Genomic DNA, 25,199 nt, shown 5'->3' on the forward strand with positions numbered 1-25,199 from the left:
CGGAGGCCCGACCCGCGGGCTCAGCCCGCGAGGACGGCCGCCGCCTCGTCGACGTCGTCGACCAGGTGCAGCCGCTCGGCCATCGCGCGCCCCTGGGCCAGGCGGCGCAGCAGCGGCCAGACCGGCAGCTCCTCGGTCCAGTGCCGCACGCCGACGAGCACCATCGGCGCCACCTCGGCCTCCGCCGCGTAGTAGTTCTCGCAGGCGTCCTGGAAGACCTCCTGGACGGTGCCGGCCGCGCCGGGCAGGAAGACGATGCCGGCGTCGCAGACCTCGAGCAGGATCGCCTCGCGGAGGGCGTTGCGCAGGTACTTCGCGATCGCCGAGGGGAACAGCGAGGGCGGCTCGTGGCCGTAGTGCCAGGTGGGGATGCCGAGGCCGTCGCGGCTCGAGGGCCAACGGGCGCACACCTCCTGCGCGGTCGTCAGCCAGGCGTCGATCGAGGGCCGGAACGACGGCACCGGCGCGAGCAGGGCCAGGGCCTCGTCCAGCGCGGTCGCGGCGTCGTCGAGGCCGGCCAGGCGGGCGCCCAGCGAGGCCGCCTCCATCGCCCCCGGGCCGCCGCCCGTCGCCACGACGTGGCGCGCCGCCAGCCGCAGGCCCAGCCGCGCGGCGTCGCGGTACGCCGGGGCGTCGCGGTCGACCGCGTGGCCGCCCATGACCCCCACGATCCCGCCGCCCGACGGCCCGCGCCGGCGCTCGGCGACCCAGCCCTCGAGCGCCTGGTCGATGGCGTGGTCGTGGAGCGCGCCGGCCAGGGCGGCCGCAGGGGTGCGCGGCTGCCGGGCCCAGGCGTAGGCGCGGGCGTCGAGCGTGTCGGCGTACGCGGGCGCGTCGTAGAGCTCGGCGGCGGTGTAGAGCCGCGTGCGGACGACGTCGAGCGGCGCGGCCGCGAGCGCGCCGTCGAGTCGGGCCGCGGCGTCGGCGCGCGCCAGCCCGACGGTCGGCTCGAGGTGTCGGACGCGGCCTCGGGTGCGGGTCATGCCCCCACTGTGCCGGGCCGCCGGTGCCGGACGGCGGAGGGTCAGGCGGCGGTGCCCGCCGCGGCCCCGACCTCGAGGGGCAGGAGGAGCTCGGCGGCGTTCTCCCACCGGTCGTCCAGGTGCACGACGACGCGTCCGAGGCGCTGGAGCAGGCTGCTGGCCACCCCGGCGCGCTGGCCGGTGCGGCAGTGCACCCACAGCTCGCCGGCCGGCAGCTCGTGCGCGCGGGTCTCGATCTCGTGCAGCGGCAGGTGGACGGCGCCCGGCAGGTGGCCGGCGTCGAACTCGGCGCGGTCGCGGACGTCGACGAGCACCGGCGTCGCGCTCGTGGCGTCCGCGAGGTCGAGCTGGAGCGCGTAGGTGCGCCAGTCGGCCCGACGGCACCGCGCCTCGAGGGTGACGGCGTCCGGCCGCCGCTCGTCGACGACGTGTGTGGTGACGGCGTCGATGCCGAGCTCGGCGAGCTGGTGCACGGCCTCGGCGAGGCGGTCGGGGGAGTCGGTGAGCAGCACCAGGTCGTCCTCGCAGGGGACGAGCCAGCCGACGTGCGCGGCCAGCCCGGCGCCGTGCTCGACGCTGATCGAGCCGGGCAGGTGGCCGGTGGCGAAGCGGCGGCGGTCGCGCAGGTCGATCACCCACGAGCCGCGCAGGACGGCGTCGGAGACCTCCGCGGCCGTGGCCGGACGGGCGGTGCGGACGGGGGCGCGTCCGGCCCCGGTGCGGTTGAGCGCGGCGACGGAGCGGCTGCGGTGCTGCTGGCGGGGGAGGGGGCCGGGGTCGGCGAGGAGGTCGTGCACGAAGGTCTCCCGGGACAGGCGGAGGGCGGGGTTGGCGCGCAGCTCGTCGGCGAGCGTGCCGTCGTCGCGACGGGCGGAGGGCTCGCCGACGCCGGCACATCGACGCCCGTCGGCCGCGGCGGGGAGGCGGGCGGCGCAGACGCTGCGAGGGCCGTGGGTGGGCAGCAGCCGGGTGGCCGGGTCGAGTCCGGCGAGCACGCGCAGGCCCGCCCACTGCATGCCGGCGAGGTCGCGGGCCGCGGCGGGCGAGGTCGGATCGGTGCGGCCGACCGTGCCGCGGAGCAGGGAGCCGCCGCTGAGCAGCGCGTCCGGGCCCCCCTCGGGGTCGCGGACGAGGAAGGCCTGGTGGTGACGCGTGTGTCCCGGGGTGGCCAGCACCTCGACCTCGAGGCGGCCGACCCGCAGGACGTCGCCGTCGCGCGTGCCGACCCGCTCGAAGGCCACGGACTCCTCGGCGGAGAGCAGGTAGTCGGCGCCGTGGCGGCGGGCCAGGGCGAGCGCGCCCGAGAGGTGATCGTGGTGGAGGTGGGTGTCGGCCACCACGGCGATCTCGACGCCGGCGACGCGCGCGGCGTGCTCGACCGCCCGCAGGTCGCGCGGCGGGTCGACCACCAGGGCCCGGCGACCGTCGTGGACGAGGTGACAGACGTTGTCGAGGTGCGCGACCTCGAGGGCGATGATCTCCACGGCGCGTCCCCTTCGGTCGTTAAAGTCGATCGACTTGCAAGAGTTATAGCACGGGACGCCCCGTCCGGCACGGGGCGAGCGGGCCAGGATCGGGGAGGCGCTAGCCTCGGCCGCGTGCTGCTCGCCCTCGACACCTCCTCGCCCCAGGTGAGCGTGGCCCTGCACGACGGCGTCGACGTGGTCGACGAGCGGGTCTCCGAGCAGCCGATGCGTCACGGCGAGCAGGTCATGCCGCTGGTCGACGCCGCGCTGCGCGCCTGCGACGCGCACCGGCACGACCTCACCGCGGTCGCCGTCGGCGTCGGCCCCGGACCGTTCACCGGCCTGCGGGTCGGGCTCGTCACGGCCCGCACGCTCGCCCATGTGCTGGACCTGCCGGTGTACGGCGTCTGCTCGCTCGACGTCCTGGCGCTCGAGGCCGTCGCGCAGCGCCTGCCGGGGCTGGACGCCGGGTTCGCCGCGGCCTCCGACGCCCGGCGCCGCGAGGTGCACCTGGCCACCTACGACGCCGAGGGCCGCCGGGTCGACGGGCCGGTCGTGGGACGCGCCGACGCGCTCGCCGCCACGCTGCCCCCGGGACTGCCGGTCGTCGGGGAGGGGGCGCTGCTCTACCCCGACGCGCTGCGCGCCGCCGGTGAGCCGATGCCGCTGCGTCCCAGCGCCGGCTGGCTCGCGCGGGCCGTCGCCGGCGAGCTGGTCGAGCTCGGCGACCCCGAGCCTCTCTACCTGCGCCGCCCCGACGCCGAGACGCCCGGCGCGCGTAAGCCGGTGTCGTGAGCGCCGTGGCCGACGTCGGCGCCCTCGGCGTCGCCGTGCGGGAGGCGACCCCCGACGACCTCGACGCCGTCGTCGCCCTCGAGCGCGCCGGGCTCGGCGCCGACGCCTGGTCGCCCGCCCTGATCGCCGACGGGCTCGCGGGCGGGCTCCCGACCGTGCGGTACCTGGTGGCCGAGCGGGCCGGCCGGGTGGTGGGCCACGCGGTGGCCAGCCTGGTGGGCGACATCGCCGACCTGCAGCGCATCGCGACCGCCCCCGAGGCGCGTCGTCACGGCGTCGCCTCGGCCCTGCTGGCCGCGGTCGTCGAGGCCGGCCGGGCCGCGGGCGCCGACCGGCTGCTGCTGGAGGTGCGGGCGGACAACCGCGGGGCGCAGGCCTTCTACGCCGCGCGGGGCCTGGTGGAGGTCGACCGACGACCCCGCTACTACGCCGACGGCGCGACCGCCGTCGTGATGCGGCTCGGCCTCGGCCGGGGCTGCGGAGGATCGTGAGGAGGGGGACGTCCGTGGGCGGGAGCAGCGACGAGCCGCTGGTGCTCGGCATCGAGACCTCGTGCGACGAGACCGGCGTCGGCATCGTCCGGGGCCGCACCCTGCTGGCCGACGCGGTGGCCAGCAGCGTCGAGGAGCACGCGCGCTTCGGTGGGGTGGTGCCCGAGGTCGCGAGCCGGGCGCACCTCGAGGCGATGGTGCCGACCATCGAGCGCGCCTGCGAGACGGCCGGCGTCCGGCTGGCCGACGTCGACGCCGTCGCCGTCACCCATGGTCCCGGACTCGCCGGCACCCTGCTGGTCGGCGTCGCGTCGGCCAAGGCGCTGGCGTGGGGCCTGGGCAAGCCGCTCTACGGGGTCAACCACCTCGCCGCGCACGTGGCGGTCGACCAGCTCGAGCACGGCCCGCTGCCCGAGCCGTGCCTCGCGCTGCTCGTCAGCGGCGGCCACTCCAGCCTGCTGCGGGTCACCGACGTCACCGCCACCGGCGGGGTCGACCCGCTCGGCGCGACGATCGACGACGCGGCCGGCGAGGCGTTCGACAAGGTCGCCCGGCTGCTCGGCCTGCCGTTCCCGGGCGGCCCGCACATCGACCGCGCGGCGCGCGAGGGCGACGGCGTCGCCATCGACTTCCCGCGCGGGCTCTCCTCGCGCCGCGACCTGGAGCGTCACCGCTTCGACTTCTCCTTCTCGGGGCTCAAGACCGCGGTGGCCCGGTGGGTCGAGGCGCGCGAGCGCAGCGGCGAGCCGGTGCCGGTGGCCGACGTCGCGGCGTCCTTCCAGGAGGCCGTCTGCGACGTGCTGGTGCGCAAGGCGCTGGACGCCGCGGCGAGCGAGGGCGTCGAGGACCTCCTGATCGGGGGCGGGGTCGCGGCCAACTCTCGGCTGCGCGCGCTCGCGGTCGAGCGCGCCGAGCGGCTCGGGGTGCGGGTGCGGGTGCCGCGTCCGGGGCTGTGCACCGACAACGGCGCGATGGTCGCCGCGCTCGGCGCGGAGATGGTCGCCCGGGGTCGCACGCCCTCGTCGCTGGACCTGCCGGCCGACTCCTCGTTGCCGGTCACCGAGGTCCTCGCCGGATGACCCCGGCCTGTCCGACGGTGCCGAGGGTGGGCTGCGCGAGCCGTTCCGGCCTCCTTGGCGGCGCCCCTAGGGTGTGATCGGAGCCACCATCGACGGTGGCCCACGCCCCCTCAGGAGTCCCCATGCAGCAGGTCCAGGCCATCGTCGCGCGCCGCCAGGGCGAGCCGGTCGAGCTCGTCACGATCAACGTCCCCGACCCGGGGCCGGGCGAGGCCGTGGTGGCGGTGCAGGCCTGCGGGGTCTGCCACACCGACCTGCACTACCGCGAGGGCGGCATCAACGACGAGTTCCCCTTCCTGCTCGGCCACGAGGCGGCCGGGGTGGTCGAGGCGGTCGGGCCCGACGTCACGTCGGTGGCGCCGGGCGACTTCGTCGTCCTGAACTGGCGTGCGGTCTGCGGGCAGTGTCGGGCGTGCGAGCGGGGCGAGCCCCAGTACTGCTTCGCGACCCACAACGCGACCCAGCGGATGACGCTGGCCGACGGCCCGGACGCCGGGGCCGAGCTCTCGCCGGCGCTGGGCATCGGGGCGTTCGCGGAGAAGACGCTCGTGGCGGCGGGCCAGTGCACGAAGGTCGACCCCGCGGCACGTCCGGCGGCGGTGGGCCTGCTCGGCTGCGGCGTCATGGCCGGTCTCGGCGCCGCGATCAACACCGGCGGCGTGACGCGCGGGAAGTCGGTGGCGGTGATCGGCTGCGGCGGCGTCGGGGTGGCCGCGATCGCCGGCTCGGCGCTCGCCGGGGCGCACACGATCATCGCCGTCGACATCGACGCGAAGAAGCTGGAGAAGGCCAAGGCGCTGGGCGCGACGCACACCGTCGACTCCTCGCAGACCGACCCGGTGGCCGCGATCCAGGAGCTCACCGGCGGCTTCGGCGCCGACGTCGTGATCGAGGCGGTCGGCCGGCCCGAGACCTACCGGCAGGCGTTCTACGCCCGCGACCTCGCCGGCACCGTCGTCCTCGTCGGCGTGCCGACCCCTGACATGACGATCCCCGACATCCCGCTGATCGACGTCTTCGGACGCGGCGGATCGCTGAAGTCCAGCTGGTACGGCGACTGCCTGCCCAGCCGCGACTTCCCGATGCTCGTCGACCTCTACCGGCAGGGCCGGCTCGACCTCGACGCCTTCGTCACCGAGGAGATCGCGCTCCGCGACGTCGAGGCCGCATTCGCGAAGATGCACGACGGCAACGTGCTCCGCTCGGTCGTGGTGCTCTGATGGCCGAGTCCGCCGGACCGGTGAGGGTCGACCACGGCACCGCGTCGGGCACCTTCAGCCTCGACGGCGAGACGTTCGACGTCGAGAACAACATCTGGGTCGTGGGCGACGACGAGTCGTGCGTGGTGATCGACGCGCCCCACGACGTCGAGGCGATCCTCGAGGTCGTCGCCGGACGTCGGGTCACGGCGATCCTGCTCACCCACGCCCATGACGACCACTGCCGGGCCGCGCCGGCGCTGCGCGAGCGGGTCACCGCGCCGATCCTGCTGCACCCCGACGAGCGCCCGCTCTGGGAGCTCACCCACGGCGACGCCGAGACCGGCGAGCACCTGTGGGACGTCGACCTCGCCGACGGCCAGCAGATCACCGTCGGCGCCGGCGACGACGCGGTCGTGCTGACGGCGCTCCACACCCCTGGCCACGCCCCGGGCGCCGTCTGCTTCTCCGCGCCGGCGCTGGGCTGCGTGTTCACCGGCGACACGCTCTTCCACGGCGGCCCCGGCGCCACCGGGCGCTCGTTCTCCGACCGGCCGACCCTCGAGGCCTCCATCCGGGCCCGGCTGTTCGACCTGCCCGACGACACCGTCGTCCACACCGGCCACGGCGAGGACACCACCATCGGCGCCGAGCGGGCGCTGCTGGGCTGACGCCTGCAGGTTTCCCCGGACATCCGGGGAAACTGGACGTTGTCAGGGGAAACTTCCCCTGACAACGTCCAGTTCTCCCTGACCAGTCCGGTGCCGGGGCGCGCTGGCGACGGCCGGGCGGGCGGCCACGCGACTCCCGAGCCCGGTGCGTAGGGTCGCGGCATGAGCGAGCAGCCCTCCACCATCGAGCGCCTCGAGGCCGAGCGGGTGATCGTGGCGAGTCCGGCGTCGATCTTCGAGGTCCTGGCCGACCCGCAGGGGCACGTCGCGATCGACGCCTCCGGCATGCTGCAGAGCGCGACCGGCGAGCGGGTCTCGGCCGTGGGCGACCGGTTCGCCGTGCACATGGATCGTGAGGCGCTCGGCGACCTCCCCGAGATGGGCGAGTACGACGTCACCGTGACGATCACCGCGTACGAGGCGGAGCGCGAGATCGCCTGGACGGTGCTCGGTCGCATCCGACCCCAGATCGGCCACACCTACGGGTACCGGCTCGAGCCGCTCGAGCCCGGGGAGGACGGCGGCCCGCGCACGCGCGTCACGAGCGTCTACGACTGGTCGAGCGCCGCGCCGGAGTGGAAGCCGCTCTTCCCGGTGCTCACCGAGACGCACCTGCGGGCGACGCTCGGCATCCTGGCCCGCGAGGTCGCGCGGCGGGCGAGCGTCGGCTGAGCGACGGATCGGCCCGGTCCGGATGGACCGAATCGGCCGTCGCCAGGCACTTGTCAGGGGAACCTGGACGTTGTCAGGCGAAACTTCCCCTGACAACGTCCGGTTTCCCCGGATATCCGGGGAAACCTGCGCCGGACGGGGCGATCGAGGCCGATGCGACCCGGGCGATCAGCGCGGGGCACGTCACCGCGCGAGCGGCTCCACGAGCACGCAGGCGCCCTCGCCGGCGATCCGGGTGAGCACGATCGTGGCCTCGGCGTCGCCGCGCAGGTCGAGGCGGCGGCGCAGCTGCTCGGGGACGACGTCGACGCCGCGCTTCTTGATCGTCAGGCGCCCGATGCCGCGCTCGCGCAGCGCCGTGCGCAGGGCCTTCTCGCGGTAGGGCAGCACCTCCTGTACGGCGTAGGCGCGGGAGAACGGGGTGGCGTCGGGCGAGTCGGTGGTGACGTAGGCGATGTGCTCGTCGAGCAGCCCTCCGTCGAGCCGCGCGGCGACGGCGGTGACGAGGCCGGCCCGGATCACCGCGCCGTCGGGCTCGTGCAGGTAGCGGCCGAGCGGGACGACCGGCGCCCCGGGGTCGTCGTCCTCGGTGAGCGTGGCCAGCCCGCCGCCGGAGATCACGGTCGCCCGCCGCGCGCAGGTGGCCAGACGTCCGGACCACAGCGCGGCCTCCTTCACCTCGCCGTCGTCGCTGACCCACTCGGCCTCGACGCCGTCGGGGACGAGGTCGTGGGGGATGCCGGGGGCGAGCTTCGCGCAGGCGTCCCGCTCGAGCAGCGACGCGACCAGCGGCCACGGCGGCGTCCAGTCGTCGGGCGAGAAGGTGCGACCTCGCGCGCCGCGCCGGGCGGGGTCGACGAAGACCACGTCGAACGGCGCGGGGTCCACGTCCGCGGCGTCCGCCACCACCACGGCGCCCGGCAGGCCGAGGGCGGCCAGGTTGGCCTGCGCCACGGCGACCCTCAGGGGATCGAGGTCGACGCCCGCGGCGGTGACGCCGACCCGCGCGGCCGCCATCAGGTCGCCGCCGATGCCGCAGCCCAGGTCGAGCAGGGTGCCGGCGCCGAAGGCCCGCAGCCGCGCGGCCCGGTGGTCGGCGACGCGTCGTCGGGTGGCCTGCTCGAGGCCGTCGGAGGTGAACCACAGGCGAGCGGCGTCGTCGCCGAACTTGGCGACCGCCCGCTGCCGCAGCCCGGCTTGGGTCAGCGCGGCCGCGACCCGCTCGGGGGTGGCGTGGCGGCGGAGCTCGGCCTGCTGCGCCAGCGCCGGACGATCCGCCACCTGACGGGCCCGGGCCAGCAGCTGCGCGCCGTCGTCGGTGAGCAGCCAGCGGAAGGCGTCGAGGTCCACGTCGCGGATCCTCGCAGACGCCGCGCCGCTCCCGACGCGTGCGCCCCTGGCACTCGTGGGAGGTGAGTGCTAGTTTCTCTCTGGCACTCTCCCTGCGAGTGTGCCAACGCCTGTCGGCACCGGAGCGGCCCCCGCGACGGCGTGCCGGCGCCCGACGGGCAGTCGTTCTTCCACCGTCTACAGACATCGCGAAAGCAGAGGTCGATCTACGTGTCGGTCAACATCAAGCCGCTCGAGGACCGCATCGTCGTCAAGCCCCTCGAGGCCGAGCAGACCACGGCGTCCGGCCTGGTCATCCCGGACACCGCCAAGGAGAAGCCGCAGGAGGGCGAGGTCGTCGCCCTGGGCCCGGGTCGCATCGACGACAACGGCAACCGCGTGCCGCTCGACGTCGCCCTCGGCGACAAGGTCATCTACTCCAAGTACGGCGGCACCGAGGTCAAGTACGCCGGCGAGGAGTACCTCATCCTCTCGGCCCGCGACGTGCTCGCGGTCGTGTCCTGATCTGAGCCGAACCCGGGGCGCGGCGTCAGCCGTCCCCACCGGTCGCCGCCCGGGCCCGCGTCTCGCGGCCCGGGCGCACCCTTTCCACCGTCAAGGAGAACCTGATGCCCAAGATCCTGGAGTTCGACGAGAACGCCCGCCGCTCCCTCGAGCGCGGCGTCGACGCGCTCGCGAACGCCGTCAAGGTCACGCTCGGCCCCAAGGGCCGCTACGTGGTGCTCGACAAGAAGTGGGGCGCCCCGACCATCACGAACGACGGCGTCACGGTCGCCCGTGAGGTCGAGCTCGACGACCCGTTCGAGAACCTCGGTGCGCAGCTCACCAAGGAGGTCGCCACCAAGACCAACGACGTCGCCGGCGACGGCACCACCACCGCCACCGTGCTCGCCCAGGCGATGGTCCACGAGGGCCTGCGCGCGGTCGCGGCCGGCGCTAACCCGATGGGCCTCAAGCGCGGCATGGACGCCGCCGCGGCCGCGGTCGGCGAGGCGCTGCGCGAGGCCGCCCGCGAGGTCGAGTCGGTCGAGGACATGGCCTCGGTCGCCACCATCTCCAGCCGCGACTCCCACATCGGCGACCTGCTCTCGCAGGCCTTCGACAAGGTCGGCAAGGACGGCGTCATCACCGTCGAGGAGTCCAACTCGATGGGCACCGAGCTCGACTTCACCGAGGGCATGCAGTTCGACAAGGGCTACCTCAGCCAGTACTTCGTCACCGACCCGGAGCGCATGGAGGCCGTCCTCGACGACCCCTACATCCTCCTGCACCAGGGGAAGATCTCGGCGATCGCCGAGCTGCTGCCGCTGCTGGAGAAGGTCATCCAGGCCGGCAAGCCACTGTTCATCCTCGCCGAGGACGTCGACGGCGAGGCCCTCTCGACGCTGGTCGTCAACAAGATCCGCGGCACCTTCAACGCCGTCGCGGTCAAGAGCCCGGCCTTCGGCGACCGCCGCAAGGCGATGATGCAGGACATCGCGATCCTCACCGGCGGCACCGTCGTCGCCCCCGAGGTCGGCCTCAAGCTCGACCAGGTCGGCCTCGAGGTGCTCGGCCAGGCCCGTCGCGTCGTGGTCACCAAGGACAACACCACGATCGTCGACGGTGCGGGCGACTCCGCCGCCGTCGAGGGCCGCGTCGGCCAGATCAAGGCCGAGATCGAGTCCACCGACTCCGACTGGGACCGCGAGAAGCTGCAGGAGCGCCTGGCCAAGCTGGCCGGCGGCGTCTGCGTGATCAAGGTCGGCGCCGCCACCGAGGTGGAGCTGAAGGAGAAGAAGCACCGCATCGAGGACGCCGTCTCGGCGACCCGCGCGGCCATCGAGGAGGGCATCGTCGCCGGCGGCGGCTCGGCCCTCATCCACGCCGTCTCGGTGCTCGAGGGCGACCTCGGCCTGAGCGGCGACGAGGCCGTCGGCGTCCGGGTGGTCCGCAAGGCGGCCGACGAGCCGCTGCGCTGGATCGCCGAGAACGGCGGCGAGAACGGCTACGTCGTCACCACCAAGGTGCGCGAGCTCGGCGTCGGCCAGGGCTACAACGCCGCCACCGGCGAGTACGGCGACCTCGTCGCCCAGGGCGTCCTCGACCCGGTCAAGGTCACCCGCTCGGCGCTGGTCAACGCCACCTCGATCGCGGCGATGCTGCTCACCACCGAGACGCTCGTCGTCGACAAGCCCGAGGAGGAGGAGCCCGCCGCGGCCGGTCACGGTCACGGCCACGGCCACTGATCCCTCCGGACTCCTCGCGGATCCCACGCCGGACGCCGTCGGCCCCTCGGGGTCGGCGGCGTCCGTGCGTCCGGGGCCGCCGTGGGCGCTGCCCGGCTGGGACGCGCGGCTAGCGTGACGCCGTGAGCGATCCCGGGAGCCCCGACCAGCCGGTCCGCGTCGTCGTGATCGGAGCGGACGCCGCCGGCATGAGCGCCGCCCACCAGGCGCTCCGCACCGCGGCCAGCCGGGGACGCCACCTGCGGGTCACTGCGCTGGAGCGCACCGAGCGCACGTCCTACTCGGCCTGCGGACTCCCGTACCTGATCGCCGGGGAGGTGGCCGGCGCCGACGCGCTCGTCGCCCGCACGCCCGCCGAGCACCGTGCCGCCGGCATCGACCTGCGCACCGGCGTGCTCGCCACCGGCGTCGACCTCGACGTGCGGCGCGTCCACGCCGTCGGGCCCGACGGCGGGTCCCTGGTGGTGGAGTACGACGAGCTGGTGCTCGCCACGGGCGCCACGCCCCGCATCCCCTCGTGGGCGCAGGCCGACGGCGGGCTGGTGCCGGGCGTCGCCCCCGTGAAGACGCTCGACGACGGGCCCGCCTGGGACGCGCTGCTGCAGGAGGCGACGGCGGACGCCGACCGGCGCGGCGAGCTGGTGCGCGCGGTCATCGTCGGCGCCGGCTACATCGGCGTGGAGATGGCCGAGGCGCTGCTCGCCCGCGACTGCGAGGTGCACCTCCTGGCTCCCGGCGGGGTGCTGCCCGGGTTCGAGGACCCGGTGCGTGAGCGGATGGGCGCGGTGCTCGCCGCGTCGGGCGTCCGGGTGCACGCCGGACGCCGGGCAGACGGCCTGCGCCGGCGCGCCGACGGCCGGGTCGCCGCCGTGCGCGCCGTCGATCTCGAGCTGCCCGCTGACGTGGTCGTCCTGGCGACCGGGGTGCAGCCGCGGAGCGCGCTGGAGATCCGCGGCGGCAGCCTGCCCACGGGAGACCTGGGGGCGTTCGCACCCGACGAGCGGCAGCGCCTCGCGCCGCACGTGTGGGCGGCGGGGGACTGCGCGACCGTCGAGCACCGGCTGCTGCGGCGCCGGGTGTTCCTGCCGCTGGGCACCCACGCGAACAAGCAGGGACGGGTGCTGGGGGAGAACCTCGGGGGCGGCGCCGCCCGCTCGGCCGGCGCCCTCGGCACGGCCATCACGCGATTCCGCGCGGGCGGACACCATCTCGAGGTGGCCCGGACGGGCCTCGGCGAGGCCGACGCCCGCGACGCCGGCTTCGAGCCGGTCGCGCTGCTCACCGAGGGCACCACGATCAGCGGCTACCTGCCCGCGGCCCCCAGCGCCGCGGTCTGGGTGCTCGCCGACGCGCGCAGCCGTCGGCTGCTGGGCGTGCAGATCGCCGGTGGCGAGGGCGCGGCGAAGCGGATCGACACCGCCGCGGCCGTGCTGTGGGCGGAGGGCAGCGTGGACGACCTCGCCCAGCTCGACCTCGCCTACGCGCCTCCCTTCGCCACCGTCTGGGACGTCGTGCAGATCGCGGCGCGCCGCCTGGCCGACCGGATCTGACGTCGGCCCGCGACGCCTCAGCCGCCGGCCAGGAAGGTCGCCCGCAGCTCGCGGAGCTCGCCGCGCACGAGGCCGTCGCGCACGACCGGATCGGCCAGCATCAGCGCTCGTGCGGTGGCCTCGTCGGGGGCTCGGAGGACCGCGATGCCGGTGTTGACCTCGCCGAGGGTCGGCCCGGCCAGCAGCAGGACGCCGTCGGCCAGGAGCCTGGCGAGGTGCGTGGCGTGCTCGGCGAACACGGCCTCCTCGGCCTCCGTCATCGTGTCCGCGAAGTGCGGTCGTGGCGGGTGCAGGAAGTAGATCCAGGTGCGGTCCATCTCAGGCTCCTTTACCGGGGCGAAACACCTCCGACGCGATCGCGCAACGGCACCGGGAGACCGTCACCCCATGTTGTGGCGCGTCCGGACCAGTCTCCCCGATCGCCCCGGCGCGCTGGCGGCTCTCGCCCGCCAGAGCGCGGAGGAGGGCGTCGACATCCGGGGGGTCCAGGTGTTCCCCGGCGTCGAGGCGGTCACCGACGAGCTCGTCCTCGAGACCGCCGAGGGGTGGACGGTCGAGGCGCTGCGGGGCCTGGTGGAGCGGGCCGGCTGGACGCTGCTCACCGCGCAGCCGTGCGACGAGGCGGCGCTGCTCGACCAGCCGACGCGCTACGTGCGCGCCGCACGGGCGATCCTGGCGCAGCCGGCGTCGTTCCCCGAGGTCGTCGCCGGGCTCTTCGACGCCGAGGCCGAGCCGGCCGACCCCGACGCCGCCCCGCAGGACCTCCTGGAGATGACCGTCGGCGAGGTCCAGGTGCAGGTGCGGCGCTCGGTGCCGTTCACCGACACCGAGCGCGAGCGCGGCGCGGCCATGGCGGGGCTGGTCTCCGACGTGCTCCAGCGCACGGCCGCCGCTGGGCTCGGCGCGGCGGCGATCGCGACGCCGACGGCCCGGCGGATGGGCACCGGCGCCGTCCCCGAGCACCTCGTCGACGGCCCGTCGGTCTCGGCGGTCATCGACGGGGCGGTGGTCGGCCTGGCCACCGTCGAGCCCGAGGAGGCCGAGCCCGGCGTCCGGCCGGTGACGCTGCGCGTGGATCCCGCCTGGCAGCGCCGCGGCATCGGCACCCGGCTGCTGATGGACGCCGCGCGCCTGGCGACGGGCCTCGGGGCGAGCGAGATCCTGCTGACCACCAGGGCCGACAACCAGGCCGTCCTGCCGATGGTGCTGGCGGCCGGCATGCGCGGGCGGATCCGGATGGCCGCCGACCAGCTCACCGTCCGGGTGCCGGTGGCCGATCTGCGTCCGCTCTGAGCCGTCCACGGCCAGGTGCGGCGTCGCCGGGCCGCGCCGATAGGATGAGCCGGTGGAGATCCCCGAGAAGTTCGCGGCGCTGGGCCTCACCTACGACGACGTCCTGCTGCTGCCGGGGCACTCCGACCTCGCGCCGGCCGACATCGACACCACCAGCCGGCTGACCCGCGAGATCTCCCTGCAGGTGCCGCTGGTCAGCGCGGCGATGGACACCGTCACCGAGTCGCGCATGGCGATCGCGATGGCGCGCCAGGGCGGCCTCGGCGTGCTCCACCGCAACCTCTCGATCCAGGACCAGGCCTACCAGGTCGACCTGGTCAAGCGCACCCAGACCGGCATCATCACCAACCCGGTCACCATCGGCCCGGACGCGACGCTCGAGGAGCTCGACCGGCTCTGCGGCGAGTACCGCGTCTCGGGGCTGCCCGTCGTCGACGTCGAGAACCGACTGCTGGGCATCATCACCAACCGCGACCTGCGGTTCACCCCGGTCGCGGAGTGGGCCACCACCAAGGTCGACGAGATCATGACGCCGATGCCGCTCATCACCGGCCCGTCCGGCATCAGCCGCGAGGAGGCCACCGTCCTCCTGCGCCGGCACAAGCGCGAGCGGCTGCCGCTGATCGACGAGCAGGGGCGGCTCACGGGTCTCATCACGGTCAAGGACTTCGTCAAGGGCGAGCAGTTCCCCAAGGCGTCCTACGACTCCCAGGGACGCCTGCTCGTCGGCGCGGCCATCGGCTACTTCGGCGACGCCTGGGAGCGCGCGACGACGCTGGTCGAGGCCGGTGTCGACGTGCTCGTGGCCGACACCGCCCACGGCAACGTGCGGATGCTGCTCGAGATGGTCCAGCGGCTGAAGACCGACCCCGCCACCCGTCACGTCCAGGTCATCGGCGGCAACGTCGCCACCCGCGAGGGCGCGCAGGCGTTCGTCGACGCCGGCGCGGACGCGGTCAAGGTCGGCGTCGGGCCCGGCTCCATCTGCACCACCCGCATCGTCACCGGCGTGGGCGTCCCGCAGATCACCGCGGTCTACGAGGCGTCGCTGGCCACCAAGCCGGCCGGCGTCCCGCTGATCGCCGACGGCGGCATGAAGCACTCCGGCGAGATCGGCAAGGCGATCGTCGCCGGCGCCGACGCCGTCATGCTCGGCTCGCTGCTCGCCGGCTGCGAGGAGTCGCCGGGCGACCTCGTCTTCGTCAACGGCAAGCAGTACAAGTCCTACCGCGGCATGGGCTCGCTGGGCGCGATGAGCAGCCGCGGCCGGAAGTCGTACTCCAAGGACCGCTACTTCCAGGCCGAGGTCACCAGCGACGACATGATCGTCCCCGAGGGCGTCGAGGGGCAGGTCGCCTACCGGGGCGCGCTGTCGGCGGTGGCCCACCAGCTCGTCGGCGGGCTCAACCAGACGATGTTCTACGTCGGCGCCCGCACCATCGGCGAGCTGCAGGAGAAGGGCCGGTTCGTGCGCATCACCTCGGCCTCGCTCAAGGAGAGCCACCCGCACGGCGTGCAGATGACCGTCGAGGCGCCGAACTACACCGGCTTCTGAGTCGGGCCCAGAGCCGGGCCCAGAGCTGGGCTCAGGGCTCCCGGGCGTAGCCGACGACGTACACGCGCGCGACCTCGCGGCGCACCAGCCGGTCGTCCCGGCCGCCGGCCCAGGTCCAGACCCGCCACGGCTGGCGGCTGCGGTCGACGCCGTCGCCCGAGCCGGGTCCGTACACGCCGCCGTCACGGGCGCACGACGCGAGGCCGACCCACGAGGGACGCTGCGGCGGGGAGCTCCACGCGCCGCCGACCCGGGCCAGGCACACGTCCCCGTCCTTCAGGGTCGCCCGGAGCGGCTGGGGGACGGGCGGGGCGGCGACGTCGGAGGGGAAGTCCCCGGTGTAGGCGAGTCGCACCAGCCGGTGCCCGGCGACGTCGCGCACGCACAGCACGGTGCGGTGGGAGGAGAGGAAGCAGGCCCTCACGCCGATCGCCGTCGGGTAGCACGCGGCGATCCCGCGCGCGGTGGACGACGGCGCCGCGCCGTCGCAGTCGACCGAGCCGCTCTCGCGCTCGACGCTCCAGCCGGGCGCCGGCTCGCCGGCATGCGTGACCGGGCGGATCGTCGTGACCTGCGTGGTCGTGACGCCCTCGACCGCCTGGGCGGGGGCGGTCGAGCCGCCGAGTCCGACGACGAGGGCGAGGACCAGCGCGAGGACCAGGGCGCCGGCCGCCGCGAGGGCGGTCGCGACGGTCAGGGCGGGTCGCGGGGCGCGGACGAGCAGGGCGGGGCTGGGGGGCATGGCTTCCTCCGGGACGGGACGAGGGCCGGGACGCCCTCCGCAGAGGAGGACGCCCCGGCCCGCGCCTCGGTTGCACCCGGTGGGTGGCAGATCCGTTCCGGCTCGGTCGCGCCGGCTCAGTCGAGCGGCTCGTAGACCGCGAGTGCCGTGCGCGCCGGGCGCTCGTCCTCGATCGGCGGCGCCTGACGCAGCACGTAGGGACCGGTGCCGCCGAGCAGCACGCCGACGTCCTGGACGCCGGTGCTGTCGGTGTCGTTGGTCGTCTGGTAGTACCCGCCGCCCTGGTCGCCCCGGGCGTCGGTCCACCGGACGCCCGCGGTGCCACGACCGGAGTAGGCCATGACGAGGCGGTCACCATCGCCGGGCTGGCCCACGGCCTGCGACACCGGGCCCGCGAGCTCGGGGACGGTGTGGCTCAGCCGCCACGTGCGGCCGCCCTGCTCGACGTACTCGGGCACGGCGGTGCCGAGCAGCTCCTCGCCGGACGACGGCATCGGCGCGTACACGGCGACGCCGACGAGCAGGTCGGACGGCACGTCGGTCAGAGGGGCCTCCTCCTCGTCCCGGGAGCCGCGGATCGCGAAGGGCCGGGCGGTGACGGCGCCGGCCTCGGCGCTCTGACCGTAGGTCGACGAGCTGACGGCGTCGCGACCCTCGTCGCTGCAGCCGAACTCGCTGCCGAGCGGGCCGCGGTCGGTGCGGGTCGCGAGCCCGACGTCCGCTGCGCTGGTGCGGCAGTAGGTCCTGAGGGTGCTGCCGGCCGGCAGTCCGTCGGGCACCCGGACGACCGGAGGCGCCTGGTCGCCGATGCTCCAGGCGGCGCCGACCAGGCGCTGGCCCGCGACCTCGCGGCGGAAGACCGCCGAGCCGTCGGGTGCCGCGACGCCGGGTGCGAGCTCGTCGGAGCGGAAGACGGCCAGCGCCGTCCGGGCGTCCGTGCCGGCGTCGGCCAGCCGCACCGACAGCCGGGCGTCGCCGGCGTCGATCGGATAGGCGGGCGCCACGGGGTGGGCGGCGTCGACGCGGGCCACGGCGACGTCGTCGACGTAGAGGGTGGCGATGCCGCCGCCGGCGAGTCCGGAGCCGACCAGCACCACGGCCTGGGCGGAGCGTCCACCGCCGAGCGGCTGCGCCGCCTCGTCGATCTCGCGGACGTCGACGCGCCGGTAGGGGAAGCCCAGCACGTCGAGGGACGACGGCACGTCGACGCCCAGCACGGGCCCGGTGAGCTCCGGCCGGGGGCCGGCAGGAGCGATCGCGTCGGGGCGGCCGAGGTCGACGGTCCGCAGGCCGACGCCCGCGCCGATCGCGAGCACGACGGCGGCGACGCCGATGGCCGCGCGGCGGCGCCGGATGCGGCTGACGCGGCCACGCACGGCGCCGGCGCGGTCGGCGAGGCCGTCGTCGGTGAGCGCGCCGGCCCGCTCGTCGAGCGTGCGGCGCAGGTCGTCGAGGGTGCTCATCGGAGGGCCTCCGGGTTCGAGGTGGTCGAGGTGGTCGCGGTGGACGAGGTGGCCAGGGCGGGGTCGATGCGGAGCCTGGCCAGGGCCTTGGACGTCTGGCTCTTGACGGTGCCGGGGGAGACGCCGAGCAGCTCGGCGGTCTCCCGCTCGCTGAGGTCCTCGACGAACCGCAGCACGATCACCGCGCGCTGGCGCCGCGGCAGGCGTCCCATGGCGCTCCACAGGTCGGTGCGCTCGTCGCTGCGGGCGTGCTCGTCGGGGGCGGCGGCCGGCTCGGGGAGCTCGTCGTGCGCCACCTCGCCGTTCCAGCGGCGTCGCCACCAGGAGGCGTAGGTGTTGACGAGCACCTTGCGGACGTAGGGCTCGGGCGCTCCGTCGAGGCGCGCCCAGGCGAACCAGGCCTTGGTGAGGGCGGTCTGCAGGAGGTCCTCGGCCAGGGCGTGGTCGCGGGTGAGGAGGAAGGCGAGACGCAGCAGCGCGCTGGAGCGGGACGCGACGAACTCGTCGAAGTCCGCACGGTCGCGAGGGCGTGCGCCCGAGAGCACGATCCGTCCGTCGGTCATGGCGTTCATGCCCCCTTCCACCGCCTGGACCCCGGCGGAGGTTGCCCCGCCGACACGGATTCTTCCCACGGGTCTCGATAGAGTCCCCCGGTGACCGAGATCGAGATCGGCCGGGCCAAGCGCGCACGGCGTGCCTACTCCTTCGACGACATCGCGATCGTGCCCTCCCGGCGCACGCGCGACCCCGAGGAGGTCAGCACGCACTGGCAGATCGACGCCTACCGCTTCGACCTGCCGGTGATGGCCGCGCCGATGGACTCCGTCATGTCGCCCGACACCGCGATCGCCCTCGGCCGCCTCGGGGGTCTCGGCGTGCTCAACCTCGAGGGCCTGTGGACCCGCTACGAGGACCCCACCGGGCTGCTGGCCGAGGTGGCGGGCCTCGAGGGCGTCGACGCCACCGCGCGGATGCAGGAGATCTACGCAGAGCCGGTCAAGGCCGAGCTGATCACCGAGCGGCTGCGCGCCATCCGCGCCGCGGGCGTCACCGTCGCCGGGTCGCTCTCGCCGCAGCGCACCAAGGAGTTCGCCAAGACGGTGGTCGACGCCGGCGTCGACATGTTCGTCATCCGCGGCACCACCGTCAGCGCCGAGCACGTCTCGGGCCAGGCCGAGCCGCTGAACCTCAAGGAGTTCATCTACGAGCTCGACGTGCCGGTGATCGTCGGCGGCTGCGCCACCCACCAGGCCGCGCTGCACCTCATGCGCACCGGCGCGGCGGGCGTGCTCGTCGGCTTCGGCGGCGGCGCCGCGCACACGACCCGCACCGTGCTCGGCGTCGCAGTGCCGATGGCCAGCGCGGTGGCCGACGTCGCCGCCGCCCGGCGCGACTACCTCGACGAGTCGGGCGGTCGGTACGTGCACGTGATCGCCGACGGCTCGATCGGCCGCTCCGGCGACATCGCCAAGGCGATCGCCTGCGGCGCCGACGCCGTCATGGTCGGCTCGCCGTTCGCCCGGGCCACCGACGCGCCGGGCCACGGGTTCCACTGGGGCACCGAGGCGCACCACCCCGAGCTGCCGCGCGGCACCCGCGTCGGGTTCGAGACCGTCGGGACGATGGAGGAGATCCTCTTCGGCCCCTCCCGGGTCGCCGACGGCACGATGAACCTCATCGGCGCCCTCAAGCGCTCGATGGCCACCACCGGCTACACCGACGTCAAGGAGTTCCAGCGGGTCGAGGTCGTCGTCGAGTGACCTCGGCGGACGCCGGCGGGGCCGTCCCCGCGGACGAGGACGTCGTCGACATCTGGACCGACGGCGCCTGCGTCCCCAACCCCGGGCCCGGGGGGTGGGGCGCCCTGCTGCGGCAGGGGCCGCACGAGCTCGAGCTGTGCGGCGGAGACGCCGAGACCACCACGAACAACCGCATGGAGCTCACCGCGCCGATCAGGGCACTGCAGGCGCTCAAGCGGCCGGTGACGGTGCGCGTCCACACCGACAGCACCTACGTGCGCAACGGCGTGACGTCGTGGGTGGCCACCTGGCAGCGCAACGGCTGGCGCACCTCGGCGAAGCAGCCGGTGAAGAACGAGGACCTCTGGCGCGCCCTGGTCGAGGAGGCCGCGCGGCACCGCGTCGAGTGGCTGTGGGTCAAGGGCCACGCCGGCGACAAGGGCAACGAGCGAGCCGACCGGCTCGCCGCGAAGGGCCTCGAGGAGGCCGTCGCGGCGGCACGGCGGGCCTGAGCGCTCAGAGCCGGTCGCGGATCAGGCCGCGGGTGGCCTCGTTGACCGCCAGGTCGGCGGCGCGTCGATCGGCGCTCGCCGCCTCGTCGAGCCGGCCCAGACGGCGCAGCAGCACGGCCCGGGTCGCGTGCGCGAAGGCGTGCCCGTCGAGCCCGTCGGCGATCGCGTCGAGCGCCGCGAGGCCGGCCGCCGGGCCGTCCCGCTCGCCCAGCGCCACCGCGCGGTTCAGCGCGACGACCGGGCCGGGGTCGAGCGCGAGCAGCACGTCGTACCAGGAGACGATCGCGTCCCAGTCGGTCGCCTCGGGCGTCGGGGCGAGGGCGTGGCACGCCGCGATCGCGGCCTGCACGAGGTAGGGGTGGGGACGCTCGCCGGCGCGGCGCAGTCCCTCTCCGATCAGCCGGACGCCCTCGTCGATCGCGGCGGCGTCCCAGCGGGAGCGGTCCTGGTCGGCCAGCAGCACGGGTCGGCCGTCGGCGTCCACGCGAGCGGCGCGTCGCGAGTCCTGCAGCAGCATCAGGGCGAGCAGGCCGATCGCGCCGACGTCGCCGGGCTCGAGGTCGTGCAGCAGCCGACCGAGGCGCAGCGCCTGGTCGACCAGCGCGGGCCGCACGAGCGTCGCCCCGGTCGAGGCCGTGTGCCCCTCGGTGAAGAGCAGGTGCACGGTCGCGAGGACGGCGGCCCAGCGCTCGGGCAGCTCGTGGTCGGCCGGCACCCGGTACGGGATCCGCGCCTGGCGGATCTTCTGCCGCGCTCGCACGAGCCGTCGCGCGACGGCGTCCGGCCGGGCCAGCAGCGCGACCGCGATCTCCTCCTCCGAGAGCCCGCACAGCGTCCGCAGCGAGAGCGCGACCCGGCTGACGGGGGAGAGCGTGGGGTGGCAGCAGGTGAAGACCAGGCGCAGCAGGTCGTCGTGGAGCACCGACGACCCCTGCGCGCCGTGCGGGTCGTCCCCGTCGTGCCCGCCGTCGCCGCCGTCCCCGCCGTGCGGGTCGCCGGGCTCGCCGCGCAGGTCGGGGTCGAGCTCCACCGCACGCTCCTCCCGTCGTCCCCGGCTGCCCTCGGCGCGCAGCAGGTCGATCGCGCGACGCCGGGCGACGACGCGCAGCCACGCGGCGGGCACGTCCGGCACGCCGTCGCGCGGCCAGGTGCGCAGGGCCCGCTCCATGGCGTCCTGGACGGCGTCCTCGGCCAGGCCGAGATCGCCCACCTGGCGCGCGAGGGTGGCCAGCACCTCGCGGCCCGCCTCCCGCACCGCGGACGCGAGCGCGTCGGCGGCGTCCGCGGCGGCGGGAGGCGGGGTCACGGGATCGGTCACCCCATCGGGATGACGGGCCGCACCTCGACCGCGCCGTTCCAGGCCGCGGGGATCCGCGCGGCCTGGGCGACCGCCTCGTCGAGGTCGGCGCACTCCAGCAGGTAGAAGCCGGTGAGCACCTCCTTGGTCTCGGCGAACGGCCCGTCGGTGGTGAGGACGTCGCCACCCCGGCCGCCCTCGACCCGGACGGTGGTGGCGGTGACGGTCGGGAACAGCGCGGCGCCGCCGCGGATGATCGCGGCGGCGGCCTCGCCGAACTCGTGGTAGCCGACGAGGTCGGCGGCCTGCTCGGGGGCGCTCCAGTCGAGGTCGGCCTGGTAGAGCATCGCGGCGTACAGGGGCATGGGAGTCTCCTCGGGTCCGGGACGATCGGACGTCGTCCTCACCAGGCTGACGGAGCCGGCGGCGCCCGGAGGACACGATCGGCCGAGATCGCCGCGACCGGTCTGGACCAGCGCCGTCGGACATGCTCGGACGCCCATGTGAGGGCATGTGTCGTCACATAGTGAGACGTGGTCTGGACCGGTTCAGGCGGGTTGACATGCGAGAACGCGTTGTCAAGTGAACGGAGGGCGGCGAAGGGGTGTGGGGGGAGGCGTCCGTCACCTACTCTCCGACCATGAGCGCGAGCAGCCCCAACCCGGCCGGAGGCCCCCTCGTCGGCGGCCCCGCCGACCCCGAGCACGACCCCACCGCGTCGTACGCGCTGGAGCCCGAGTACGTCGAGGCCCTCACCGGCCGGATCCTCGCGACGTCGGGGGAGACCAAGCAGAGCCACTCGCCGATCAACGGCGCGCCGGTGGCCAACATCCCGCAGTCCACCGAGGACGACGTCGTCGAGGCCTTCGCCCGCGCCCGGCGTGCGCAGCTCGCCTGGGCGCGCACCAGCCTCGACCACCGTGCCGCAATCATGATGCGGCTGCACGACCTGCTGCTCGAGCGGCAGGAGGAGATCCTCGACCTGATCGTCTGGGAGTCCGGCAAGGCCCGCGCGCACGCGTTCGACGAGGTCCTGCACGTCGCGCTCACCGCCCGCTACTACGCCCGCACCGCCCACGAGCACCTCGACACCCGCCGCAAGCTGGGCGTCGCGCCCGTGCTGACGCGGGTCGAGGTCAACCGGGTCCCCAAGGGCGTCGTCGGCATCATCAGCCCCTGGAACTACCCGTTCACGATGGCGATCTGCGACGGCCTGCCCGCGCTCATGGCCGGCAACGCGGTCGTCACCAAGCCCGACGCCCAGACGATGCTCACCGCCCTGCTCGGCGCGCAGCTGCTCGAGGAGGCCGGCTTCCCGAAGGACCTCTGGACCGTCGTCGCCGGGCCCGGCTCGCGGGTCGGCATGTCGATCATCGCCAAGGCCGACTACGTCTGCTTCACCGGCTCCACGGCCACCGGCAAACGCGTGGCCGCGGCCTGCGCCGACCGGCTCATCGGCTGCTCGCTCGAGCTCGGCGGCAAGAACCCGATGCTGGTGCTGCGCGACGCCGACCCCGACAAGGCCGCCGAGGGCGCCGTCCGGGCCGCCTTCTCCAACGCCGGCCAGCTGTGCGTCTCGATCGAGCGGATGTTCGTCGCCGACCAGGTCTACGACCGGTTCGTCGAGCGGTTCGTCGCCCGCACCCAGGCCATGACGCTCGGCGCCACGCTCGCCTGGGGCCCCGACATGGGCTCGCTGATCTCCCAGGACCAGCTCGACACCGTCGTCGCGCACGTCGACGACGCCGTCGCCAAGGGCGCCCGCGTGCTCGCCGGCGGCCGGGCCCGGCCCGACCTCGGGCCGTACTTCTACGAGCCGACGATCCTCGAGGGCGTCACCCCCGACATGACCTGCTTCGGCCAGGAGACCTTCGGCCCGGTCGTCTCGCTCTACCGCTTCCACGACGAGGCCGACGCCGTGGCGCGCGCCAACGACGGCGAGTACGGCCTCAACGCCTCGGTCTACACCCGCGACGGCGCCCGAGGCCGCGCGCTGGCCGCCCAGATCAAGTGCGGCACGGTCAACGTCAACGAGGCGTTCGCGGCGACCTTCGCCAGCGTCGACTCCCCGATGGGCGGCATGCGCGAGTCGGGCATGGGCCGTCGCCAGGGCGCCGAGGGCATCCACCGCTACACCGAGTCGCAGTCCGTGGCCACGCAGCGGGTCATCCGCTTCAGCCCGATGCTCGGCATGTCCGACAAGACCTACGCCAAGGTCATGACCGCCAACCTGAAGATCATGAAGAAGCTGGGGAGGGCCTGATGGCCGAGACCTTCGACTACGACGTCCTCGTCATCGGATCGGGCTTCGGCGGCTCGGTCACCGCGCTGCGGCTCACCGAGAAGGGCTACCGCGTCGGCGTGATCGAGGCCGGGGCGCGCTTCGAGGACGGTGACTTCTCCTCCGGCACCCTCGACATCACCAAGTACCTGTGGGCGCCGTGGCTGGGCTGCTACGGCATCCAACGCATCGACGCGCTGCGCGACACGATGATCGTGGCCGGCGCGGGCGTCGGCGGCGGCTCGCTCGTGTACGCCAACACCCTCTACGAGCCCCTCCCGGCCTTCTACGAGGACCCCCAGTGGCGCCACATCGCCGACTGGAAGACCGAGCTCGCGCCGTACTACGACCAGGCCAAGCGGATGCTCGGCGTGGTCGAGAACCCCGTGCGCACCCCCGCCGACGACGTCATGGAGAAGGTCGCCAGCGACATGGGCGTCGGCGACACCTTCCACCCGACGCCGGTCGGCGTCTTCTTCGGCGGCCCGGAGGCCAAGCCCGGCGAGCGGGTCGAGGACCCCTTCTTCGGCGGCGAGGGCCCGGCCCGCAACGCCTGCACCAACTGCGGCGAGTGCATGTCGGGCTGTCGCCACAACGCGAAGAACACGCTGGTCAAGAACTACCTCTACCTGGCGGAGAAGAACGGCGCGAAGGTCATGCCGCTCACCACCGTCACCCGCGTGCGCCCCCTCCCGGGCGGCGGCTACGAGCTGAAGGTCAAGTACTCCAAGGCGACGCGCGCGACCGCCCGCACCACGCGCACGCTCACCGCCGAGCAGGTCGTCTTCGCAGCGGCGTCGCTGGGCACCCAGAAGCTGCTGCACCGGATGAAGGACGAGGGCCACCTGCCCCGGCTGTCCGACCGGCTGGGGTTCCTCTCGCGCACCAACTCCGAGTCGATCCTCGGGGCCATCGCGCCGCGCTCGGACAAGACCGACTACACGCACGGCGTGGCGATCACCTCCAGCTGGCACCCCGACGAGAACACGCACATCGAGCCGTGCCGCTACGGCAAGGGCTTCAACACGATGGCGATGCTGCAGACCGTCCTCACCGAGGGCGACACCGGCGAGCCGCGCTGGCGCACCTGGCTGAAGGCCATGTGGAAGGAGCGCCGCGACCTGGTGAACCTCTACGACCTCAAGCACTGGTCGGAGCGCACCGTCATCGCGCTGGTGATGCAGAGCCTCGACAACTCGATCACCACCTACGGCAAGAAGGGCCTGCTCGGCTACCGGATGACCTCGCGTCAGGGCCACGGCGCCCCGAACCCGACGTGGATCCCGGTGGCCAACGAGGCCGTTACCCGCATCGCCGGCGTCCTCGGCGGCACCGCGGGCGGCAACATCGGCGAGCCGTTCAACATGCCGCTGACCGCCCACTTCATCGGCGGCTGCGCGATCGGCGACTCGCCCGAGACCGGCGTCATCGACCCCTACCAGCGGGTCTACGGCTACCCGGGCCTGCACATCGCCGACGGCTCGGCGATCTCGGCGAACCTCGGCGTCAACCCGTCGCTGACGATCACCGCGCAGGCGGAGCGGGCGATGGCGTTCTGGCCGAACAAGGGCGAGGCCGACCCGCGTCCGCGGCTCGGCGCGGCCTACGAGCCGCTCGAGCCGGTCTCGCCCCGGCGTCCGGCCGTCCCGGCGTCCGCTCCGGCGGCGCTGCGCCTGCCGATCGTCGGGGTCTCCTGACCCGCGTCCGTCCTCGATCGAGGCCCGGTCCGCTGCGGCGGACCGGGCCCTCGCCGTCTCCGGGGCCGGTCTCGGCCGGCGACGCCACCGGCGACCGGTCTAGACCGATCGGCCCCTTCCGGACGATCTCCGGAGC

General features: G+C 74.7%; 24 protein-coding genes. 15 read left to right on the plus strand and 9 right to left on the minus strand.

The window, feature by feature from the left end:
* Positions 1-20: 20 nt before the first annotated feature.
* Together K8Z61_RS01660 and K8Z61_RS01665 are read right to left on the minus strand one after the other, a co-directional pair.
* Positions 21-983 (minus strand): LOG family protein, encoded by a 963-nt coding sequence (locus K8Z61_RS01660; RefSeq protein ID WP_224126328.1) that lies wholly within the window; start codon positions 981-983, stop codon positions 21-23.
* A 41-nt stretch (positions 984-1,024) separates the two neighbouring features.
* Positions 1,025-2,467 carry a rhodanese-like domain-containing protein gene (locus K8Z61_RS01665; RefSeq protein ID WP_224126329.1) on the minus strand — a complete coding sequence of 481 codons (1,443 nt, stop codon included), beginning with the start codon at positions 2,465-2,467 and terminating at the stop codon, positions 1,025-1,027.
* 114 nt (positions 2,468-2,581) lie between these two features.
* On the opposite strand from K8Z61_RS01665, the gene tsaB reads away from it, so the two are divergent.
* From tsaB to K8Z61_RS01695, 6 genes are all read left to right on the plus strand, one after another.
* A complete protein-coding gene (gene tsaB, locus K8Z61_RS01670) occupies positions 2,582-3,244 on the plus strand; it encodes a tRNA (adenosine(37)-N6)-threonylcarbamoyltransferase complex dimerization subunit type 1 TsaB (protein WP_224126330.1) in 663 nt (220 codons plus the stop codon).
* Positions 3,241-3,735: a ribosomal protein S18-alanine N-acetyltransferase gene (gene rimI, locus K8Z61_RS01675; RefSeq protein WP_224126331.1), complete on the plus strand. Its 495-nt coding sequence runs from the start codon at positions 3,241-3,243 to the stop codon at positions 3,733-3,735. Before tsaB ends, rimI begins: the two co-directional genes overlap by 4 nt.
* A gap of 14 nt (positions 3,736-3,749) precedes the next feature.
* Entirely contained in the window at positions 3,750-4,814 is a 1,065-nt protein-coding gene (gene tsaD / locus K8Z61_RS01680; RefSeq protein ID WP_224126332.1) for a tRNA (adenosine(37)-N6)-threonylcarbamoyltransferase complex transferase subunit TsaD, read from the plus strand.
* 122 nt (positions 4,815-4,936) lie between these two features.
* Complete coding sequence (locus K8Z61_RS01685; RefSeq protein WP_224126333.1) at positions 4,937-6,034, plus strand: S-(hydroxymethyl)mycothiol dehydrogenase; 1,098 nt, start codon at positions 4,937-4,939, stop codon at positions 6,032-6,034.
* Positions 6,034-6,684 (plus strand): MBL fold metallo-hydrolase, encoded by a 651-nt coding sequence (locus K8Z61_RS01690; RefSeq protein ID WP_224126334.1) that lies wholly within the window; start codon positions 6,034-6,036, stop codon positions 6,682-6,684. Before K8Z61_RS01685 ends, K8Z61_RS01690 begins: the two co-directional genes overlap by 1 nt.
* A gap of 162 nt (positions 6,685-6,846) precedes the next feature.
* Entirely contained in the window at positions 6,847-7,356 is a 510-nt protein-coding gene (locus K8Z61_RS01695; protein ID WP_224126335.1) for an SRPBCC family protein, read from the plus strand.
* A 183-nt stretch (positions 7,357-7,539) separates the two neighbouring features.
* On the opposite strand, the gene K8Z61_RS01700 is transcribed toward K8Z61_RS01695, so the two are convergent.
* The gene (locus K8Z61_RS01700) at positions 7,540-8,706 is read right to left on the minus strand and encodes a THUMP-like domain-containing protein (RefSeq protein WP_224126336.1); all 1,167 of its coding nucleotides are present in this window, start codon (positions 8,704-8,706) and stop codon (positions 7,540-7,542) included.
* A 210-nt stretch (positions 8,707-8,916) separates the two neighbouring features.
* On the opposite strand from K8Z61_RS01700, the gene groES reads away from it, so the two are divergent.
* The 3 genes from groES (at position 8,917) to K8Z61_RS19180 (ending at position 12,484) form a co-directional block, all read left to right on the plus strand.
* On the plus strand, positions 8,917-9,210 hold the full coding sequence (gene groES / locus K8Z61_RS01705; RefSeq protein WP_224126337.1) for a co-chaperone GroES: 294 nt from the start codon (positions 8,917-8,919) through the stop codon (positions 9,208-9,210).
* Between the two features lie 104 nt (positions 9,211-9,314).
* Positions 9,315-10,934 (plus strand): chaperonin GroEL, encoded by a 1,620-nt coding sequence (gene groL, locus K8Z61_RS01710; protein ID WP_224126338.1) that lies wholly within the window; start codon positions 9,315-9,317, stop codon positions 10,932-10,934.
* Between the two features lie 122 nt (positions 10,935-11,056).
* Positions 11,057-12,484, plus strand: a complete 1,428-nt coding sequence (locus K8Z61_RS19180) for an FAD-dependent oxidoreductase (protein ID WP_224126339.1) — start codon at positions 11,057-11,059, stop codon at positions 12,482-12,484.
* A 17-nt stretch (positions 12,485-12,501) separates the two neighbouring features.
* Here the strand turns inward: K8Z61_RS19180 and K8Z61_RS01720 are convergent, their stop codons facing one another.
* Positions 12,502-12,801, minus strand: coding sequence for a YciI family protein (locus tag K8Z61_RS01720; protein ID WP_224126340.1), 300 nt, complete (start codon positions 12,799-12,801; stop codon positions 12,502-12,504).
* 70 nt (positions 12,802-12,871) lie between these two features.
* Between K8Z61_RS01720 and K8Z61_RS01725 the strand changes: the two genes are divergently transcribed.
* Both K8Z61_RS01725 and guaB read left to right on the plus strand, forming a co-directional pair.
* Positions 12,872-13,777 carry a GNAT family N-acetyltransferase gene (locus tag K8Z61_RS01725; RefSeq protein ID WP_224126341.1) on the plus strand — a complete coding sequence of 302 codons (906 nt, stop codon included), beginning with the start codon at positions 12,872-12,874 and terminating at the stop codon, positions 13,775-13,777.
* Between the two features lie 52 nt (positions 13,778-13,829).
* Positions 13,830-15,332: an IMP dehydrogenase gene (guaB, locus tag K8Z61_RS01730; protein WP_224126342.1), complete on the plus strand. Its 1,503-nt coding sequence runs from the start codon at positions 13,830-13,832 to the stop codon at positions 15,330-15,332.
* A 31-nt stretch (positions 15,333-15,363) separates the two neighbouring features.
* Here the strand turns inward: guaB and K8Z61_RS01735 are convergent, their stop codons facing one another.
* The 3 genes from K8Z61_RS01735 to K8Z61_RS01745 all read right to left on the minus strand — a co-directional run bounded on the left by K8Z61_RS01735 (position 15,364) and on the right by K8Z61_RS01745 (position 18,109).
* Complete coding sequence (locus tag K8Z61_RS01735; protein WP_224126343.1) at positions 15,364-16,074, minus strand: hypothetical protein; 711 nt, start codon at positions 16,072-16,074, stop codon at positions 15,364-15,366.
* 116 nt (positions 16,075-16,190) lie between these two features.
* Complete coding sequence (locus tag K8Z61_RS01740; RefSeq protein ID WP_224126344.1) at positions 16,191-17,537, minus strand: hypothetical protein; 1,347 nt, start codon at positions 17,535-17,537, stop codon at positions 16,191-16,193.
* Positions 17,534-18,109 carry a SigE family RNA polymerase sigma factor gene (locus tag K8Z61_RS01745; RefSeq protein ID WP_308116729.1) on the minus strand — a complete coding sequence of 192 codons (576 nt, stop codon included), beginning with the start codon at positions 18,107-18,109 and terminating at the stop codon, positions 17,534-17,536. The genes K8Z61_RS01740 and K8Z61_RS01745 overlap by 4 nt, the downstream gene beginning before the upstream one ends.
* Before the next feature lie 81 nt (positions 18,110-18,190).
* Between K8Z61_RS01745 and K8Z61_RS01750 the strand changes: the two genes are divergently transcribed.
* Together K8Z61_RS01750 and rnhA are read left to right on the plus strand one after the other, a co-directional pair.
* Positions 18,191-19,297, plus strand: a complete 1,107-nt coding sequence (locus K8Z61_RS01750) for a GuaB3 family IMP dehydrogenase-related protein (RefSeq protein WP_224126345.1) — start codon at positions 18,191-18,193, stop codon at positions 19,295-19,297.
* Positions 19,294-19,788, plus strand: coding sequence for a ribonuclease HI (gene rnhA, locus K8Z61_RS01755; protein WP_224126346.1), 495 nt, complete (start codon positions 19,294-19,296; stop codon positions 19,786-19,788). The genes K8Z61_RS01750 and rnhA overlap by 4 nt, the downstream gene beginning before the upstream one ends.
* Before the next feature lie 4 nt (positions 19,789-19,792).
* Here rnhA and K8Z61_RS01760 read toward each other — a convergent pair whose 3' ends face one another.
* Positions 19,793-21,106, minus strand: coding sequence for an RNA polymerase sigma factor (locus K8Z61_RS01760; protein ID WP_224126347.1), 1,314 nt, complete (start codon positions 21,104-21,106; stop codon positions 19,793-19,795).
* On the minus strand, positions 21,103-21,450 hold the full coding sequence (locus K8Z61_RS01765) for a YciI family protein (RefSeq protein ID WP_224126348.1): 348 nt from the start codon (positions 21,448-21,450) through the stop codon (positions 21,103-21,105). The genes K8Z61_RS01760 and K8Z61_RS01765 overlap by 4 nt, the downstream gene beginning before the upstream one ends.
* 275 nt (positions 21,451-21,725) lie before the next feature.
* Here K8Z61_RS01765 and K8Z61_RS01770 point away from each other — a divergent pair, with 275 nt between their 5' ends.
* Together K8Z61_RS01770 and K8Z61_RS01775 are read left to right on the plus strand one after the other, a co-directional pair.
* Positions 21,726-23,348 carry a succinic semialdehyde dehydrogenase gene (locus K8Z61_RS01770; RefSeq protein WP_224126349.1) on the plus strand — a complete coding sequence of 541 codons (1,623 nt, stop codon included), beginning with the start codon at positions 21,726-21,728 and terminating at the stop codon, positions 23,346-23,348.
* Positions 23,348-25,063, plus strand: coding sequence for a GMC family oxidoreductase (locus tag K8Z61_RS01775; RefSeq protein ID WP_224126350.1), 1,716 nt, complete (start codon positions 23,348-23,350; stop codon positions 25,061-25,063). Before K8Z61_RS01770 ends, K8Z61_RS01775 begins: the two co-directional genes overlap by 1 nt.
* The last annotated feature ends 136 nt before the right edge of the window (positions 25,064-25,199 follow it).

Origin of the sequence: Nocardioides sp. TRM66260-LWL, from assembly GCF_020075545.1 — a bacterium.
Classification (GTDB): domain Bacteria; phylum Actinomycetota; class Actinomycetes; order Propionibacteriales; family Nocardioidaceae; genus Nocardioides.